We start from the raw sequence: 15805 nt of genomic DNA, 5'->3' as shown, positions 1-15805 counted from the left end.
GGCCGGGGGCGCGGTGCGCGCCTGATCGGCCGACCGCCGGTCGGCCGATCAGCGACCCAGGTACTTCGGGGTCTCCTTCGCCAGGAACGCCCGCACCGCGATCCCGTGGTCCTCGGACGCCCCGGCGCGCGTCTGGAGATCGTCCTCGCGGGTGAGGGCCTCGGAGAGATCGTGGGAGGCCCCGTACGCCAGGGACTCCTTGAGGGCGGCGTAGGCCACCGTGGGCCCCGCCGCGAGGGCACGGGCCACGGATTCGGCCTCGGCGGCCAGCGACTCGGACGGCACCAAGCGGTTCGCGATGCCCAGCTCGAACGCCTCCTTCGCCTTCACGGACCGCGGGAAGAACAGCAGATCGGCGGCGCGCGAGGCGCCGATGAGGCGCGGCAGGGTCCAGGACACCCCCGAATCGGCGGTCAGCGCGACCCCCGCGAACGAGGTGTTGAACGACGCCGTGTCGGCCACCACCCGGAAGTCGGCCGCCAGCGCGAAACCGAAGCCCGCCCCGGCCGCGACGCCGTTGACGCCCGCGACCACCGGCTTCGGCATCCGCGTGAGCGCCCGCACGATGGGGTTGTAGTGCTCCGCGACCGTGCTCATCGTCAGCGAAGAGCCGGTCTCGCGGTCGGCGGCGAGGTTCCCGATGTGCTCCTTGAGGTCCTGACCGACGCAGAAGGCCCGGTCGCCGGCCGCGGTCAGCAGGACCGCCCGTACCGCCGTGTCGGAGCCGGCCTCCTCGACCGCGTCGCGCAGGGCGACCTTGGTCTCGGTGTTCATGGCGTTCATCGCGTCGGGCCGGTTGATCGTGATGGTCGCGAGTCCGTCGGTCACTTCGTAGAGCACGCTGTCGGCCATGGCGGGGGTCCCCCTTCGTCGCGGGCTTGGCTACCGGCCGGTATCGGGCGGTGCAAGGGCCAGCATGGCGGACCCGGACCCGGCCGGGCATGTGATGTGCGTCAATAAAGCCGAGGGCAGTCGCCAAGGCAGCGGCGAAGTATCGCAGGCGGGTCCCCGAAATGAGTGGTTTTGGTCAAGCGCGTTGCAGAAGCGTTCCCTACCGATGTTGGTCATCGGGTCCTGACATGCGGGATAATGGCCGGGAAGCAATGTGTTCGATGCCGGGTACTAGGCGCCTGAATGGGGCCGTCGGCTGACGATGAGCTGGTTTCAGGAAGGGGAACGAGCATGGCGGCCATGAAGCCGCGGACGGGCGACGGCCCGCTCGAGGTCACCAAGGAGGGGCGGGGCATCGTCATGCGCGTACCGCTCGAGGGCGGCGGTCGGCTCGTCGTCGAGCTGACTCCGGACGAAGCGGACGCCCTGGGTGACGCCCTGAAGAAGGTCGTCGGCTAACCGGTCGGCAGTACTTTCACCATGCATTCTCTGCACTGCCCCGGCCGCGTCACGCGGCCGGGGCAGTGTTGTTCCCGGGGTCGGTGTTCCGGGCGCGTGGTCTCCCGGGGTGCGCGAGGTCGCACCCGGGCCGCGCGGCGGACGGGCGCGGGAGATCAGCGCCGGACCGCGCACAGCAGGCCGTCGCCCACGGGGAGCAGCGCGGCCTCCAGGGCGGGGCTCTCGCGGACGGTGCGCAGCAGTTCGCGGACCCGGAGCACCTCCACGGGCTGGGCCGCCGAGTCGACCGTGCGGCCGTCGGAGAAGACCCCCTCGAAGCACACCAGCCCGCCGGGCCGCAGCAACCGCAACGATTCCGCGAGGTAGTCGAGGGACTCGGAGGGGTCCCCGTCGCAGAAGACCAGGTCGTACCCGCCGTCGGCGAGCCGCGGCAGTACGTCCAGCGCGCGGCCGGGGATGAAACGGGCCCGGTTGCCCGCGAAGCCCGCGGCGCGGAACGCCTGGCGGGCGAAGGCCTGGCGGTCGGCCTCGGGATCCACGGTGGTCAGCACCCCGTCGGGGCGCATCCCGTGGAGGAGGTGGATGCCGGAGACGCCGGTGCCGGTGCCGATCTCGGCGACCGCCTTGGCGTCCGCGGTGGCGGCCAGCAGACGCAGCGCGGCCCCGGTTCCGGGGGAGACCGAACGCAGTCCCGCCTCCATGGACCGGTCGCGGGCCCATCGCAGGGCGTCGTCCTCGGCGACAAACGCGTCGGCGAACGCCCAGCTCGTCTGCCGGTTGCCGCTAATGACCCTCTCCTGTCCCCATAGTTGGCGCAACGGTGACTGTATCCGTTGACGTCGGGAACCCGCAGATGGGACCGGGCGTTGAAAGAGGTGTGCGCGGGACGGACGTCGGAGGTCGGCGAACACCTGTGGACGAGACGGCGAGCGGGGGCGTCGCAAGACCCGCGACCCGTGCAAAGTTACTGCAAAAATCTTTATCCGGAGCTGACGGGAGGGGTGGCTATGGTAGGGACTCCACTGGACACCACCAGAGCCGACAGGGGAGGTGCGGCTGCGCCTGTGGATCGTGGAGGCGTGTTCAGACGCCTCTTCTGGTCGGCCGGCGAGCCGAAATCCGTGACCGACATTGCTGACCGCTTCCACACCGCCGCATCCGCTACCACCGCGACCTTTGCCGCCGATGCGGGCTCGCAGGCGTGGACCCCTCCCTCGTGGGAGGAGATCGTCAGCACGCACAGTGCGCGGGTCTACCGTCTCGCCTACCGCCTGACGGGCAACCAGCACGACGCCGAGGATCTGACGCAGGAAGTCTTCGTCCGCGTCTTCCGCTCGCTGTCCACGTACACGCCCGGCACGTTCGAGGGCTGGCTGCACCGCATCACGACGAATCTCTTCCTGGACATGGTCCGCCGCAAGCAGCGGATCCGCTTCGACGCGCTCGGTGACGACGCCGCCGAGCGGCTGCCCAGTCGTGAGCCGTCCCCCCAGCAGGTGCTGCACGACACGCACTTCGACGCGGACGTGCAGCAGGCGCTGGACACCCTCGCCCCCGAGTTCCGCGCGGCCGTGGTGCTGTGTGACATCGAGGGCCTGTCGTACGAGGAGATCGCCGCCACGCTCGGCGTGAAGCTCGGTACCGTGCGCAGCCGCATCCACCGCGGCCGCTCCCACCTGCGCAAGGCGCTCAAGCACCGGTCTCCCCAGGCCCGTGCGGAGCAGCGTGCGCTGGCCGGGGTGGCGGTGGGCGCGCCGGGTGCCGGGGGAGAGGGCGGAGCCGAGTGACCGGAGCCCGTCCGTCCCCCGCCGAACAGCACCTGGGCGACCGTCTCGCCGCCCTCGTGGACGGCGAGTTGAGCCATGACGTGCGCGAGCGGGTGCTCGCCCACCTGGCCACCTGCCCCAAGTGCAAGGCCGAAGCCGACGCGCAGCGTCGGGTGAAGAGCATGTTCGTGGAGAGCGCGCCCCCGCCGCTGTCCGCCGGACTGCTGGCCCGCCTCCAAGGCCTCCCGGGTGGCGGTCCCGACGGTCCGCCGCCGCCCTCCGGCCCGCCGGGCGCCGACCCGTTGTCCTCCTTCGGGTACGCCGTCCCGGCGTCCTCGCGCGAGGGTTTCAGGATCCATGAGATGGGGCGACCCAGACGTCGCTTCGCGTTCGTCGCCGCGGGAGCCGTGTCGTTGGCCGCGATCGCGCTCGGCGGGTCGCTGCCGCTGGACGCCGTCGAGCCGAACGCCCGGGGAGACGCGCCCGCCACCCGGCCCGGGCCGTACGCGCCGTTGACCGACGCCGTGGTGCGCGACCGGCTGCCCAGCCCCGGCGGCCTGCCCACGCTCACCTCGCCCGGCCCCACCGTGTCGGCCCGCCCGGCGGTCTCCCTGTCCCGGTGACGCCCGCCGCCCCCTGCCCCGTCGTTCGCGTCGCGGGTTCGGGGGCGGGGCTCCCCCCGGAGGCCGGACCTGGTTGAATCGGCGGCAGATGCGCCGCCCGGCGGTGCGACAGGTACGCGGGGAGCGCGCATGTCCGACAGCCAGCAGACCGATGCGTCGCGGGCGCCACAGTGGTGGAGCCGGCCCGACGGCCCTGCGAAGGCGAGTCCGGCGGAGGTGCCCCCGCAGCGCTCGGACCCGCAGCACTCGGACCCGCAGCGCTCCAACCCTCAGTACCCGGACCCGCAGCACTCGGACCCGTGCCACGGCCCCCTGCCCGACCCGGTCATCGCTCCCGACCCGGTCACCGCTCCCGACCCGGACGCCGCGACCGTGGTCGACGCCGAGGCCGGTACCGGTACCGGTGTGGAGGTCGATCCCGACGCGGGGCACGAGGCCGCGCCGCGGTACGACCCCTGGGCGGCCCGGCCGTTGCACGTGGTGGACCGGGGTCGGGAGCCGCGCGGGTTCCGCATGTGGCAGGTGGTGGCCCTCGCGGTCGGCGTCGCCCTCCTCGCCGGCGGTGTCGGGGGCTTCCTGGGCGTCCTCGCCGAGCGCCGGAGCAGCACCCGCCTCGAACTCCCGCAGGCCGCCGTCGACTCCAAGGGGCGGGCCCCCGACAGCGTCGCCGGGATCGCCGCCTCGGCGTTGCCCGGAGTGGTCACCCTCCACGTCAGCGGAGGCGCGGGCAGCGGCACGGGCACGGGCTTCGTGCTCGACCCGCAGGGACACATCCTCACCAACAACCACGTCGTCGCCGACGCCAAGGACATAACGGTCACCTTCAGTACCGGTGAGAGCGTCCCCGCCACACTCGTCGGCCGGGACGGCGGCTACGACCTGGCCGTGGTCAAGGTCGAGGGGGTGCGCGGACTGCGGCCCCTGGCCCTCGGGAACTCCGAGAACGTCAAGGTCGGCGACCCGGTGGTGGCCATCGGAGCCCCCTTCGACCTCTCCAACACCGTCACCGCGGGCATCATCAGCGCCACCGGGCGCCCCATCACCGCGGGCGGCGACAAGGGCGACGGCAGCGACATCAGCTACGTCGACGCCCTCCAGACCGACGCACCGATCAACCCCGGCAACTCCGGCGGCCCGCTCCTCGACGCCCGCGCCCACGTCATCGGCATCAACAGCGCCATCCGGGGCGCCGACAAGAGCGGCGACGGAGACGAGGAGGACCGCCAGAGCGGCAGCATCGGCCTCGGCTTCGCCATCCCCGTGAACCAGGGCAAGCGGGTCGCGGAGGAACTCATCGGCACCGGGCACGCCACCCATCCGGTCATCGGAGTCACCCTCGACATGCAGTACAAGGGCGACGGAGCCCGTGTCGGGACCAAGGCCGGGGACGGCAAGCCCCCTGTCGTCGCCGACGGGCCGGGAGCCCGCGCCGGGATCAAGGCGGGCGACGTGATCACCAAGGTGGACGGGCAGCGGGTGCACGGCGGGGACGAGCTGATCATCAAGATCCGGGCCCACCGGCCGGGCGATTCCCTGAACCTGACCGTGCTGCGCGACGGCGGGGAGCGCACGCTGGACGTGGTGCTGGGTTCGGCCGACGGCTCGTGACACCGGCGGCGCGCCCGACGCGCCCCCGGCGCCGGAAGGCGGCGAAAGTGGTACCCGTGCGGTACGGGCGTATGGGTCCCGAGGCATCGCCGGGTACCGTTGTCCTGGCCCGACGTGAAGAGAGCCGAGGAGCGGCAAGGTGTTCAACGACATAGGCGCACTCGAGCTGGTCACGATCGTCGTGCTGGCCATTCTCGTCTTCGGTCCGGACAAACTGCCGAAGATGATCCAGGACGTCACCGGGGTGATCCGCAAGATCCGGTCGTTCTCGGACAGTGCCAAACAGGACATCCGCTCCGAACTGGGTCCGGAATTCAAGGACTTCGAGTTCGAGGACCTCAATCCCAAGACGTTCATCCGCAAGCAGCTGACGGAGAACGAGGACCTCAAGGACATCCGCAGCAGCTTCGACCTCCGCAAGGAGCTCAACGACGTCACCGACGCCGTGAACGGCAAGGAGCCCGCCGCGCCCGCGACCCCGTCCGCGTCCGCCGCCGCGGGCACCGGCCCCGACCTGCTGAAGAAGCCCGCCGCCCCGTCCCCCGAGCAGCGCACTCCCTTCGACGCCGACGCCACCTGAGCCGCCGCCTGCCCGGTGATCCGGAGTCGGATGGCTATCCTCCATCTGTCCGTCCGGACGCAGGACGCCCGAGGGAGGGGGTCCCCCCAGCGAGTCGAGGGGGAGGGCCGTTCCGGACCCCAGGGAACGAGAGGCCGCCCAGATGGAGACGACGAGCAGTAGCCGGGTAGGCGCGCAGCCTGCCGAGATCCCCGCAGAGCTGCCCGCGGACGACCCGCAGGCACAGCAGGACCCGCAACAGAGCCCCGGGGCGGCCCAGGAGGCCACCGACCCCGCCCCTGCGGCCCGTCGGGCGGTGGAGGGGTACCTGCGGGCGGACTTCCCCTGGTACGGCCTGGACGGGGCCTTCACCGGCCCCCGCCGGCTGATGCAGGTCGGCACCGCCGCTGACGGGACCGTGGAGCACGGTTCCACCGGCCACGGGGACGAGCCGTCCGTGCGCGGGGAGATCGCCACCGGCGAGAAGGAACACTTCGCGGTGGTGATCACCGTCGCCGGCAACCCGCTCCGCCGCAGCGCCGACGGAACCGGCGTCCTGGAGGCCACCTCGGTCTCCTCGGCCGCCTGGCTGGCCGGCTCGGGCCTGCTGGCCTACAGCTGGCCCGGTCGGATGGACCACAGCCTGCGCGACGACTGGCTCGACCAGCAGACCGAGGCGGCCTGGGAACTCGCCGACGACCTCGACGGCGAGGACTGGTCGACGCTGTCCCTGCCGGTGGACGGGGAGCCGACGCCGTTCCACTACCGCGAGTCGGAGTTCGGCTGGGTGCTCGCGGGCTCCCGGGGCGGGGTGCACCTGGGCGCGTACGGGCGCGGCATGAGCGCGTATGGACTCGGCTTCTCGGTGATCGGCGACCTGGACGCGTACCGGTAGCCGCCGGAAGGACGCGTACCGGTAGCCGCCGGAAGTCCGCCCCCCCCACGCCGGAAACGCACGGCGGGACGGGTGACGGAAACGGGGGAGGGCACCGCCGATCGGCGGTGCCCTCCCCCGTTTCGTGCTCTCGGACGAGTACTAGAACTTGTTGCGCGGGGTGATCCCCAGCGACATGCCCGAGAGACCGCGGGCCCGGCCGCCGAGCTTGCCGGCGATCGCGCGCAGGGCCGCGCCGGCGGGGGAGTCGGGGTCGGACAGGACGACGGGCCTGCCCTCGTCGCCGCCCTCGCGCAGCCGGACGTCGATCGGGATCGAGCCCAGCACCGGCACCGAGGCGCCGACCGTCTTGGTCAGCCCGTCGGCGACCTTCTGCCCACCGCCCGAACCGAAGACGTCCACCATCTCGTCGCAGTGCGGGCACGGCAGGCCCGACATGTTCTCGACGACACCGACGATCTTCTGGTGGGTCTGCACGGCGATCGAACCGGCCCGCTCGGCCACCTCGGCGGCGGCCTGCTGCGGGGTGGTCACCACGAGGATCTCGGCGTTCGGCACCAGTTGGGCCACCGAGATCGCGATGTCGCCGGTGCCCGGCGGGAGGTCGAGCAGCAGGACGTCCAGGTCGCCCCAGAACACGTCCGCCAGGAACTGCTGGAGCGCGCGGTGCAGCATCGGACCGCGCCAGACCACCGGCGCGTTGCCCGGGGTGAACATGCCGATGGAGATCACCTTCACGCCGTGCGCGGAGGGCGGCATGATCATGTTCTCGACCTGGGTGGGGCGCCCGTCCACGCCGAGCATGCGCGGCACGCTGTGGCCGTAGATGTCCGCGTCGACCACGCCCACCTTCAGACCGTCCGCCGCCATCGCCGCGGCGAGGTTCACCGTCACCGAGGACTTGCCGACGCCGCCCTTGCCGGACGCGACCGCGTACACACGGGTCAGCGAGCCCGGCTTGGCGAAGGGCACCTCGCGCTCGGCGGTGCCGCCGCGCAGGGTGTTCGCCAGGTCCTTGCGCTGTTCGTCGCTCATCACGTCGAGGGTGACGGCGACGGAGGTGACACCGGGGACGCCCTCGACGGCCTCGGTGACGTTCTTGGTGATCGTCTCGCGCATGGGGCAGCCCGACACCGTCAGGTAGACGGTGACGGCGACCGCGCCGCCGTCGCCGATCTCCACCGATTTGACCATGCCGAGCTCGGTGATCGGCCGGTGGATCTCGGGGTCGTTCACCGTCGCCAGCGCGTCCAGGATCGCGTCCTGCTCGGGCACGGCGGCGTCGGCGGAGCTTGTGTCGGTAGCCATGTCCCGATGGTACGGCTCACCGGCACGCCGTCGGTAAGCCCGTCAGCGGTCGCCTTCGTCACGTTCGGGGGCCAGCAGCCGCCGTTCGTCCATCTCCTTGATCAGGTCCTGGAACTCCGACCTGATCCAGTCGCGCGTGGCGACCTCGCCCAGGCCCATGCGCAGCGAGGCGATCTCCCGCGTCAGGTACTCGGTGTCGGCGATGGACCGCTCGTTCTGCTTGCGGTCCTGCTCCAGGTTGACCCGGTCGCGGTCGTCCTGCCGGTTCTGGGCGAGCAGGATCAACGGGGCCGCGTACGAGGCCTGGAGCGACAGCATCAGCGTCAGGAAGATGAACGGGTACTCGTCCCACCGCAGGTGCACGGGCGCGAAGATGTTCCACAGCACCCAGGCGATGATGACGATCGTCATCCAGACGATGAACCGGCCCGTGCCCAGGAACCGCGCCACCTTCTCCGACAGCCGCCCGAAGGCCTCCGGGTCGTACTCGGGCAACAGCCGGCGGCGTGCCGCCCGCGGCTGGTCCAGCCGGACGCGCGAACGCGTCAGCGCGCTCGACCCGGACGGGGCGCTCCCCTTGGACCGGTCGGCGGAACGCTCCGGCCGGTCGGCCCGCAGCCGCTCCGCCGCCTCCTCCAGCCGATCCGACAGGCCCTCGCGGGCATGGTCGCGCCGCTCCCGCCGCTGCTTGCGCGCGGCGTCGCCGCGCGGGGCCCCGGCGCCCCGGCCCCGATCGCCGCGCCCCCGCTCAGTGGCCACTCACGGCCTCCTCGGAATGGAAGTCCGTCTCCCGCCAGTCGTCCGGCAGCAGGTGGTCGAGCACGTCGTCGACGGTCACCGCGCCCAGCAGCGAGCCGCTCTCGTCGACCACCGGCACCGCGACCATGTTGTAGGCGGCCAGGTAGCTGGTCACCACCGGCAGCGAGGCGTCCGGCCGCAGCGGCGGCAGGTCGGTGTCCACGATCGAGCTGACCAGGGTGAACGGCGGGTCCCGCAGCAGCCGCTGGAAGTGCACCGTCCCCAGGTACTTGCCCGTCGGCGTCTCGTCCGGCGGCCGGCACACGTACACCTGCGCCGCCAGCGCCGGCGACAGGTCCGACTGCCGTACCCGGGCCAGCGCGTCGGCGACCGTGGCGTCCGGGCGCAGCACGATCGGCTCCGTCGTCATCAGACCGCCCGCCGTGCGTTCCTCGTACGACATCAGCCGGCGCACGTCCGCGGCGTCGTCCGGCTGCATCAGCGTCAGCAGCCGCTCCTTGTCGTCCTCGGGCAGCTCGGACAGCAGGTCGGCCGCGTCATCGGGGTCCATCGCCTCCAGGACGTCGGCCGCGCGCTCCTCCTTCAGCTTGCCGAGGATCTCCACCTGGTCGTCCTCGGGCAGCTCCTCCATGACGTCCGCGAGCCGGTCGTCGTCGAGGGCGCTGGCGACCTCGGCGCGACGCTTCGGCGTCAGGTGGTGCAGTACGTTCGCCAGGTCGGCCGGTCGCATCTGCTCGAAGGTCGCCACCAGGCTCTCGGCGCCCTGCCCGTGCTCCTCCAACGAGAACCCGCTCACCGCGGACCACTCCACCGTGAGGGTCTCGCCGCGCCGGCGCAGCGCGCCCGCCTTGCCCTTGCGCACGAAGATCCGGTCGATCTCCCAGTCCCGGCGGGCGGGCAACTGCTGGATGGCCACGTCCAGGACGGTGACCTCCTCGCCGGTAGCGGTCAGCCGCACGCGCCGGTCGAGGAGTTCGCCGAGGACCAGCCGCTCGGTGGGGCGCTGCTCGAAGCGCCGCATGTTGACGACACCGGTGGTGATGACCTGACCGGACTCCACGCCCGTCACCCGGGTCATCGGCAGGAAGATCCGGCGCCGGCTGACCACCTCGACGACCAGGCCCAGCAGCCGCGGCGGGCGACCGCCGACGCGCAGCATGGCGACGATGTCGCGGACTCGGCCCACCTGATCGCCGTTGGGATCGAAGACGGGCACACCCGACAGATGCGAGACGAAGATCCGCGGGGCGCCTGCAGCCATCCGAGCGCCTCCTAGAGCGTGAACCAACCGTCGATCAAGAGTCGTGCCGAGCCTCAGGCTAGCCCGTGCCCCCGCGAAGCGTCCTGGTGGGGCCGTCCGGCCGGGGGTGGCGCGACCGTCCGAGCCGTGCGGGGGCCGCCGCCGGGCCCTGTCGTCGAGGTCTCGCCCGGCCCGTGGCGCCCGGTACCGCGCCCCGCCGCGTTGTCGGGGCACCCGGGTACGTCCGGTACAAGGGCGCCCCTCCGCCTCGCGATGCACGGCACCGGATGCCACGGGCCTCACCGGCGCCCCTTCGACGACAGGGCCCAAAGGCCCCCGCACCCCTCTCCGGACGCGGGCGCGGGCCGCGACGCACGGGCGGGTACGCTGCCTGTCGCCCCCAGAGGAACCACCGAGAGGCACCCGCCCGTGACCGCCAACCTCCCTGTCGCACGGCTGCGCCGGGCCGCCGTCGCCGGCGTCCTGTGCGCGGGCCTCGCCGTCTCCGTCACGGGCTGTGGCGGCGGCGCCGGCGAGGATCCCGACAAGGGGACCAACGGGGTCGGCAAGCTCTCCGCCGACAAGATCGAGGCGCAGGCGCGGACGGCGGCCACCGCGGCATCCTCGGTGCACCTGTCCGGCACCCTGGTCAGCGGCGGCAAGTCCTTCACCCTCGACATGCGCCTGAAGTTCGACGGCGGCACCGGCGAGGTGAAGTCCCAGGAGGACACCTTCCAGGTGCTGCGCGTCGGGGAGCAGCTCTACCTGAAGGCCAGCGCCGCCTTCTGGGGCGAGACCGACTCGGCGGGCAAGCTCGGCGACAAGTTCGTGAAGGTGCCCCAGAGCGACCCCACCTACAAGCAGTTCCGCGGCTTCACCGACATGGGCGTCCTGCTCGACGGGCTGCTCGGCCTCGACGGCAAGCTCACCAAGAGCCCGTACAGCAAGGTCGGGCACGCCCGCGTGGTCCCGCTCCTGGCCGACGGGGGCAAGGGCGGTCGCCTCTCGGTGTCCCTCGACGGCACGCCCTACCCGCTGCTCATGGAACGCGCGGGCGGGGCCGGCCGGGTGGAGCTCGCGGACTGGGGCCAGGCCTTCCCGCTGGATCCCCCCGCGAAGGACCAGACGGTGGACTACGGGTCCCAGTTGCCCACGACCAGGAACCAGGGCGGCGTCAAGCCGAGCCCGAGCGGCAGCTCGGGCCAGGGCTCCAACCCCGGCGGCTGAACGGCGGCCGACCCGAGGCCGACCGGCGGCGGGCCGGGCCCGTCGCGACCCGTCACCGCCCGAGGTTCAGCGCGCGGCCTTGCGCCGCTTCAGCAGCAGCTTCGGCAGCCCTGCCGGGATGGCCCGTCGGGTCGTCGCGGGGGAGGGCAGCGGGGCCGCGGCCAGCGAACCGGCCGGCAGCGCGTCCCGTACGGCCTCGGGCTCCAGCCGCAGCAGCCGGCACTCGCGCGCCCACCGCTCCGTCATCAGTTCGGAGTCGGGGGCGTTCAGCCGCTTGCCCTTCAGCTCGGCCACCGCGGCCTGCCACTCCTCGCCGCGCGGCGGGAGTTCGCGCACGGTCGCCGTCCACGCGACGAGCCGGCCGCCCTTGTCCTTGCTGCGTACGGTGACCTCGGCCGTCGAGCCGTCCGCGAGCCCCGGGAACGGCTGCTCCCCGGGCCCGTCGCCGAGCACGTGCGCGGCGCCGTCCACCCAGGCGTGCCACAGGGCCCGATCGGCCCCGGAGCCGCGGACCCAGATCAGGCCGGACTTCTTGCCGGCCTCCTCGACGAGGGCCAGATCGAGCGCGCTGAGAGTCATGGGGACAGCGTAGCCGGCCGCGCCCGGTTCGCAGGGAGGTGTCCTGTCGGTCGGGCCGGGCTCGTCGCGTCCGGGCCCGATCGACAGGACATCCCCTACAGCCAGCCGTGGCGTCTGAGGGACCGGTGGATGGTGAGACAGGTCGCGACGATGGTCACCATCACCATCGGGTAGCCGTACTTCCACTGGAGCTCCGGCATGTGCGTGAAGTTCATTCCGTACACCCCGCAGATCATCGTGGGCACGGCGATGATCGCCGCCCAGGAGGTGATCTTGCGCATGTCCTCGTTCTGGGCGACGGTCGCCTGCGCGAGGTTGGCCTGGAGGATCGAGTTCAACAGCTCGTCGAAGCCCACGACCTGCTCGTGCACCCGCGCCAGGTGGTCCGCGACGTCGCGGAAGTACTTCTGGATGTCCGGATCCACCAGCCGCATCGGGCGCTCGCTCAACAGCTCCATGGGGCGCAGCAGCGGGGCGACCGCCCGCTTGAACTCCAGCACCTCGCGCTTGAGCTGGTAGATGCGGCCCGCGTCGCCGCCGCGGGTGGCGCCCTTGGCGGGCGCGGCGAAGACCTCGCTCTCCACCTCGTCGATGTCGTCCTGGACGGCCGCCGCGACGGCGATGTACCCGTCGACCACGTGGTCGGCGATGGAGTGCAGCACGGCCGAAGGCCCCCGGGCCAGCAGTTCGGGGTCGTCCTGGAGGCGGTGCCGCAGGCCCTTGAGGGAGCCCTGGCCGCCGTGCCGGACGGTGATGACGAAGTCGGGTCCGGTGAAGCACATCACCTCGCCCGTCTCCACCACCTCGCTGGTCGAGGTCAGTTGGGCGTGGTCGACGTAGTGGATCGTCTTGAAGACGGTGAAGAGGGTGTCGTCGTAGCGCTCCAGCTTCGGCCGCTGGTGCGCGTGCACCGCGTCCTCCACGGCGAGCGGGTGCAGTCCGAAGACGGCGGCGATCCCCGCGAACTCGGACTCGGTCGGCTCGTGCAGGCCGATCCAGGCGAACCCGCCGTCCTCGCGGACCCGACGGATCGCCTCACGGGGCGTCAGACAGCCCGGTCCGGGCGCGCGCCGGCCGTCGCGGTACACGGCGCAGTCGACCACCGCGCTGCTCGCGGACGGGTCACGGGTGGTGTCGTAGCCGGGCTGCGCGGAGGTGGACCGGCGCAGGGACGGACGGACGGCGGCACGGAGGTAGGGCAGCATCGACATGGCAGGCTCCTTCGCGCGCACGGCTGCGGACCGTACGGGTGGGAGACCCTCCGCGGCTGCGGGCGGGCGGGCAGGCCCCGGCAGGCGGAAGGAGAAGGACGGAGAGGACAAAGTTCTGCCGTCGCTCTTCTACTGATCGCGAGATCACAGGGGGCGGGAGGCGCCCGGCCTGAAAGTGGAAGAGCGATTGGTACTGCACGATCGACTTCGATCCATTGCAGCCCCACCTCCTCCGGCCGGTCCCCCGTGGGGGACGTCCTGTCGTCCGGCCCTTGAAACGATGCTTCTGCACGCGGGTCGAACCAGCTGTCAACACTATCAGCCGACGGATGGTCAAGACCCGCCCTTTACCCGGGGGATACGAGTTCTATGCTCGCTCCATGGCAGAAATTCTGGCTCTTGTGGAGACCCGGCTGCGGACCGCGTTCGGCGAACCCGACGCCCGCGCCGCCGTCACCTTCCTGGGCACCGATCGCATCGAGGTACTCCGCTTCGTGGAGGGTGACCTCCTGCGGTACGCGACCCTCGGCATGTCCGCCCACCCGATGACCGACCCCACCGCCGTGGTCGCCGACCCGGTGCGCGGTCCGCGCGCCGAACTGGTGCTGACCGTCCGCGGGGGCCTCGCCCCCACCGACCGGCTGCTGCGACCGCTCGCCGTGCTCGGCGCCTCCCCCGTCGTCGAGGGCCTGATCGTCGCCCCCGGGGCCTCGCTGGACGTGGGCGAACCGCTCTGGGAGGGGGCACCGTTCACCTCGGTGCTGGTCGCGGAACCGGGCGGGCTGGTGCCCGACCTGGAACTCGACGAGCCCATGGACCCCGTGCACTTCCTCCCCCTGCTCCCGATGACGGCGAACGAGGCCGCCTGGAAGCGGGTCCACGGCGCCGCCGCGCTCCAGGAGCGCTGGCTCGCGCGCGGCACGGATCTGCGGGACCCGCTGCGCAGCGCCGTCGTACTGGACTGAGCGCCGCCGGTTGCGGGTACGGATGGGATCCGGACGGGTGATCGCGTCTTGACGGGGCGCCGGGCGGGGAGGAGCGTGCTTCCTATGAGGGGCGAACCGAGTTGCCCGAAGTGCGGAGGCCGGGTCCGCGCACCCGGTCTTTTCGCCGACTCCTGGCAGTGCGCGGTAGACGGCGCCGTCCATCCCCTGCAGCCCGTCATCCCGCCGAGCGTCGAGGGCCTGGGCGTGGTCGTCCACCGGGCGCAGGTGCCGGTCTGGATGCCGTGGCCGCTGCCGGTCGGATGGCTGTTCACCGGGGTCGCGGCCGCCGGTGACGACCGCAGCGGGGGCCGGGCCACCGCCGTGGCCTGCTCGGGTCCCGGGCCCCTGGGCGGTATCGGCGAGCTGCTGCTGATCGCCGAGGAGCTGGGCGTCGGACTCGGCGCGCGGTACGCGGGGATCGACGCGCCCGACCCGGGTCCCCACATGGACGTCTCGGGTCCGCCGCACGCCAAGGTCGTCGCCGCCGGCCGGCCGACACCGCTGTGGCACGTCACCGGCACCCCGGACGACCGCGCCGTCTTCGCCGGCGAGGCGCGCGGGCTGTGGCTGTGGGCGATCGTCTGGCCCGAACAGTCGGGGCTGCTGATGTACGACGAGCTGGTCCTGACGGATCTGCGCGACGCGGGTGCCGAGGTCGAACTCCTTCCCTGCGGCGCCCTGAGCCCCCGGATCCTCGGCCCGTCCTGACCGTGCCCGCCGTGCGGTGGGGCCGTGGGGCTCGCGGGGCTGGGTATTCTGGAGTGTCCCCCCGTCCGTACGAGAACCATGGAGCACGGCTGTGCGCATCGACCTGCACGCCCACTCCACGGCATCCGACGGCACGGACACCCCCGCCGAACTGGTCCGCAACGCCGCCGCCGCCGGGCTCGACGTGGTCGCGCTGACCGACCACGACACCGTCGGGGGATACGCCGAGGCCATCGCCCACGTGCCGGCCGGCCTCACGCTCGTCACCGGGGCCGAACTCAGCTGCCGTCTCGACGGCGTCGGCATGCACATGCTCGCGTACCTCTTCGATCCCGAGGAGCCCGAGTTCGCCCGTGAGCGGGAGCTGGTCCGCGACGACCGCACCCCCCGCGCGCAGGCCATGATCGGCAAGCTGCGGGACCTCGGCGTGGACATCACCTGGGAGCGGGTCGCCCGCATCGCGGGCGACGGCTCCGTGGGCCGTCCGCACATCGCCACCGCCATGGTGGACCTGGGCGTCGTGCCCACCGTGTCCGACGCGTTCACCGCGGACTGGCTCGCCGACGGCGGCCGCGCCTATGCCGGCAAGCACGAACTCGACCCCTTCGACGCCGTCCGCCTCGTCAAGGCGGCCGGTGGGGTCACCGTCTTCGCGCACCCCGCCGCGGTCAAGCGCGGGCGGGTCGTCCCCGAGGCTGCCATCGCGGCCCTGGCGGCCGCCGGGCTGGACGGCATCGAGGTGGACCACATGGACCACGACGCGGACACCCGGGCCCGACTGCGCGCACTGGCCGCGGACCTGGACCTGCTGACCACCGGGTCCAGCGACTACCACGGCACCCGCAAGTCCTGTCGCCTCGGCGAGTACACCACCGACCCGGAGATCTACGGCGAGATCACGCGCCGTTCCACCGGGGCGTTCCCCGTGCCCGGCGCCGGCGGACCGCTCGCGTAACGAGGACCGGTTCCTCGCCCGCCCCGCTCTC

17 protein-coding genes are annotated in these 15805 nt (G+C 72.4%); 10 read left to right on the top strand and 7 right to left on the bottom strand.

What is annotated here, in order from left to right; translation table 11 throughout:
• Nucleotides 1-48 precede the first annotated feature (48 nt).
• Nucleotides 49-852, bottom strand: coding sequence for an enoyl-CoA hydratase-related protein (locus ACFYW3_RS10590; RefSeq protein WP_351762234.1), 804 nt, complete (start codon nucleotides 850-852; stop codon nucleotides 49-51).
• Between the two features lie 330 nt (nucleotides 853-1182).
• Here ACFYW3_RS10590 and ACFYW3_RS10585 point away from each other — a divergent pair, with 330 nt between their 5' ends.
• A complete protein-coding gene (locus tag ACFYW3_RS10585) occupies nucleotides 1183-1350 on the top strand; it encodes a DUF3117 domain-containing protein (protein WP_003966491.1) in 168 nt (55 codons plus the stop codon).
• 155 nt (nucleotides 1351-1505) lie between these two features.
• Here ACFYW3_RS10585 and ACFYW3_RS10580 read toward each other — a convergent pair whose 3' ends face one another.
• A complete protein-coding gene (locus tag ACFYW3_RS10580) occupies nucleotides 1506-2168 on the bottom strand; it encodes a class I SAM-dependent methyltransferase (RefSeq protein WP_351762232.1) in 663 nt (220 codons plus the stop codon).
• A gap of 189 nt (nucleotides 2169-2357) precedes the next feature.
• Between ACFYW3_RS10580 and sigE the strand changes: the two genes are divergently transcribed.
• From sigE to ACFYW3_RS10555, 5 genes are all read left to right on the top strand, one after another.
• Nucleotides 2358-3137, top strand: a complete 780-nt coding sequence (gene sigE / locus ACFYW3_RS10575) for an RNA polymerase sigma factor SigE (protein WP_351762230.1) — start codon at nucleotides 2358-2360, stop codon at nucleotides 3135-3137.
• Nucleotides 3134-3739 carry a zf-HC2 domain-containing protein gene (locus tag ACFYW3_RS10570; protein ID WP_389386070.1) on the top strand — a complete coding sequence of 202 codons (606 nt, stop codon included), beginning with the start codon at nucleotides 3134-3136 and terminating at the stop codon, nucleotides 3737-3739. The genes sigE and ACFYW3_RS10570 overlap by 4 nt, the downstream gene beginning before the upstream one ends.
• Before the next feature lie 129 nt (nucleotides 3740-3868).
• Nucleotides 3869-5347 (top strand): trypsin-like peptidase domain-containing protein, encoded by a 1479-nt coding sequence (locus tag ACFYW3_RS10565; protein ID WP_389386069.1) that lies wholly within the window; start codon nucleotides 3869-3871, stop codon nucleotides 5345-5347.
• 139 nt (nucleotides 5348-5486) lie between these two features.
• Nucleotides 5487-5927 (top strand): sec-independent translocase, encoded by a 441-nt coding sequence (locus tag ACFYW3_RS10560; RefSeq protein ID WP_351762225.1) that lies wholly within the window; start codon nucleotides 5487-5489, stop codon nucleotides 5925-5927.
• A 142-nt stretch (nucleotides 5928-6069) separates the two neighbouring features.
• Nucleotides 6070-6801, top strand: coding sequence for a hypothetical protein (locus ACFYW3_RS10555; RefSeq protein WP_351762223.1), 732 nt, complete (start codon nucleotides 6070-6072; stop codon nucleotides 6799-6801).
• A 141-nt stretch (nucleotides 6802-6942) separates the two neighbouring features.
• On the opposite strand, the gene ACFYW3_RS10550 is transcribed toward ACFYW3_RS10555, so the two are convergent.
• The 3 genes from ACFYW3_RS10550 to ACFYW3_RS10540 form a co-directional block, all read right to left on the bottom strand.
• Nucleotides 6943-8109, bottom strand: coding sequence for an Mrp/NBP35 family ATP-binding protein (locus ACFYW3_RS10550; protein ID WP_351762221.1), 1167 nt, complete (start codon nucleotides 8107-8109; stop codon nucleotides 6943-6945).
• 42 nt (nucleotides 8110-8151) lie between these two features.
• Entirely contained in the window at nucleotides 8152-8658 is a 507-nt protein-coding gene (locus tag ACFYW3_RS10545) for a DUF1003 domain-containing protein (RefSeq protein WP_385647056.1), read from the bottom strand.
• Between the two features lie 199 nt (nucleotides 8659-8857).
• On the bottom strand, nucleotides 8858-10129 hold the full coding sequence (locus ACFYW3_RS10540; protein ID WP_351378256.1) for a magnesium transporter MgtE N-terminal domain-containing protein: 1272 nt from the start codon (nucleotides 10127-10129) through the stop codon (nucleotides 8858-8860).
• A 408-nt stretch (nucleotides 10130-10537) separates the two neighbouring features.
• Between ACFYW3_RS10540 and ACFYW3_RS10535 the strand changes: the two genes are divergently transcribed.
• Nucleotides 10538-11335: a hypothetical protein gene (locus ACFYW3_RS10535; protein WP_389386068.1), complete on the top strand. Its 798-nt coding sequence runs from the start codon at nucleotides 10538-10540 to the stop codon at nucleotides 11333-11335.
• A 66-nt stretch (nucleotides 11336-11401) separates the two neighbouring features.
• Here ACFYW3_RS10535 and ACFYW3_RS10530 read toward each other — a convergent pair whose 3' ends face one another.
• Together ACFYW3_RS10530 and ACFYW3_RS10525 are read right to left on the bottom strand one after the other, a co-directional pair.
• Nucleotides 11402-11914 carry a hypothetical protein gene (locus ACFYW3_RS10530; RefSeq protein WP_351762219.1) on the bottom strand — a complete coding sequence of 171 codons (513 nt, stop codon included), beginning with the start codon at nucleotides 11912-11914 and terminating at the stop codon, nucleotides 11402-11404.
• Nucleotides 11915-12009: 95 nt separating this feature from the next.
• Entirely contained in the window at nucleotides 12010-13125 is a 1116-nt protein-coding gene (locus tag ACFYW3_RS10525; RefSeq protein ID WP_351762217.1) for a magnesium and cobalt transport protein CorA, read from the bottom strand.
• 380 nt (nucleotides 13126-13505) lie between these two features.
• On the opposite strand from ACFYW3_RS10525, the gene ACFYW3_RS10520 reads away from it, so the two are divergent.
• The 3 genes from ACFYW3_RS10520 (at nucleotide 13506) to ACFYW3_RS10510 (ending at nucleotide 15774) form a co-directional block, all read left to right on the top strand.
• Nucleotides 13506-14090 (top strand): suppressor of fused domain protein, encoded by a 585-nt coding sequence (locus tag ACFYW3_RS10520; RefSeq protein WP_389386067.1) that lies wholly within the window; start codon nucleotides 13506-13508, stop codon nucleotides 14088-14090.
• Between the two features lie 84 nt (nucleotides 14091-14174).
• Nucleotides 14175-14819, top strand: a complete 645-nt coding sequence (locus ACFYW3_RS10515; protein ID WP_351762211.1) for a DUF6758 family protein — start codon at nucleotides 14175-14177, stop codon at nucleotides 14817-14819.
• A 91-nt stretch (nucleotides 14820-14910) separates the two neighbouring features.
• Nucleotides 14911-15774, top strand: coding sequence for a PHP domain-containing protein (locus tag ACFYW3_RS10510; RefSeq protein ID WP_389386066.1), 864 nt, complete (start codon nucleotides 14911-14913; stop codon nucleotides 15772-15774).
• Nucleotides 15775-15805 lie beyond the last annotated feature (31 nt).

Origin of the sequence: Streptomyces sp. NPDC002602 (genome assembly GCF_042889445.1) — a bacterium.
Lineage (GTDB): Bacteria > Actinomycetota > Actinomycetes > Streptomycetales > Streptomycetaceae > Streptomyces.
The sequence above is the reverse complement of the archived record's forward strand: the minus strand, read 5'-3'. Positions and strand labels throughout refer to the sequence as shown.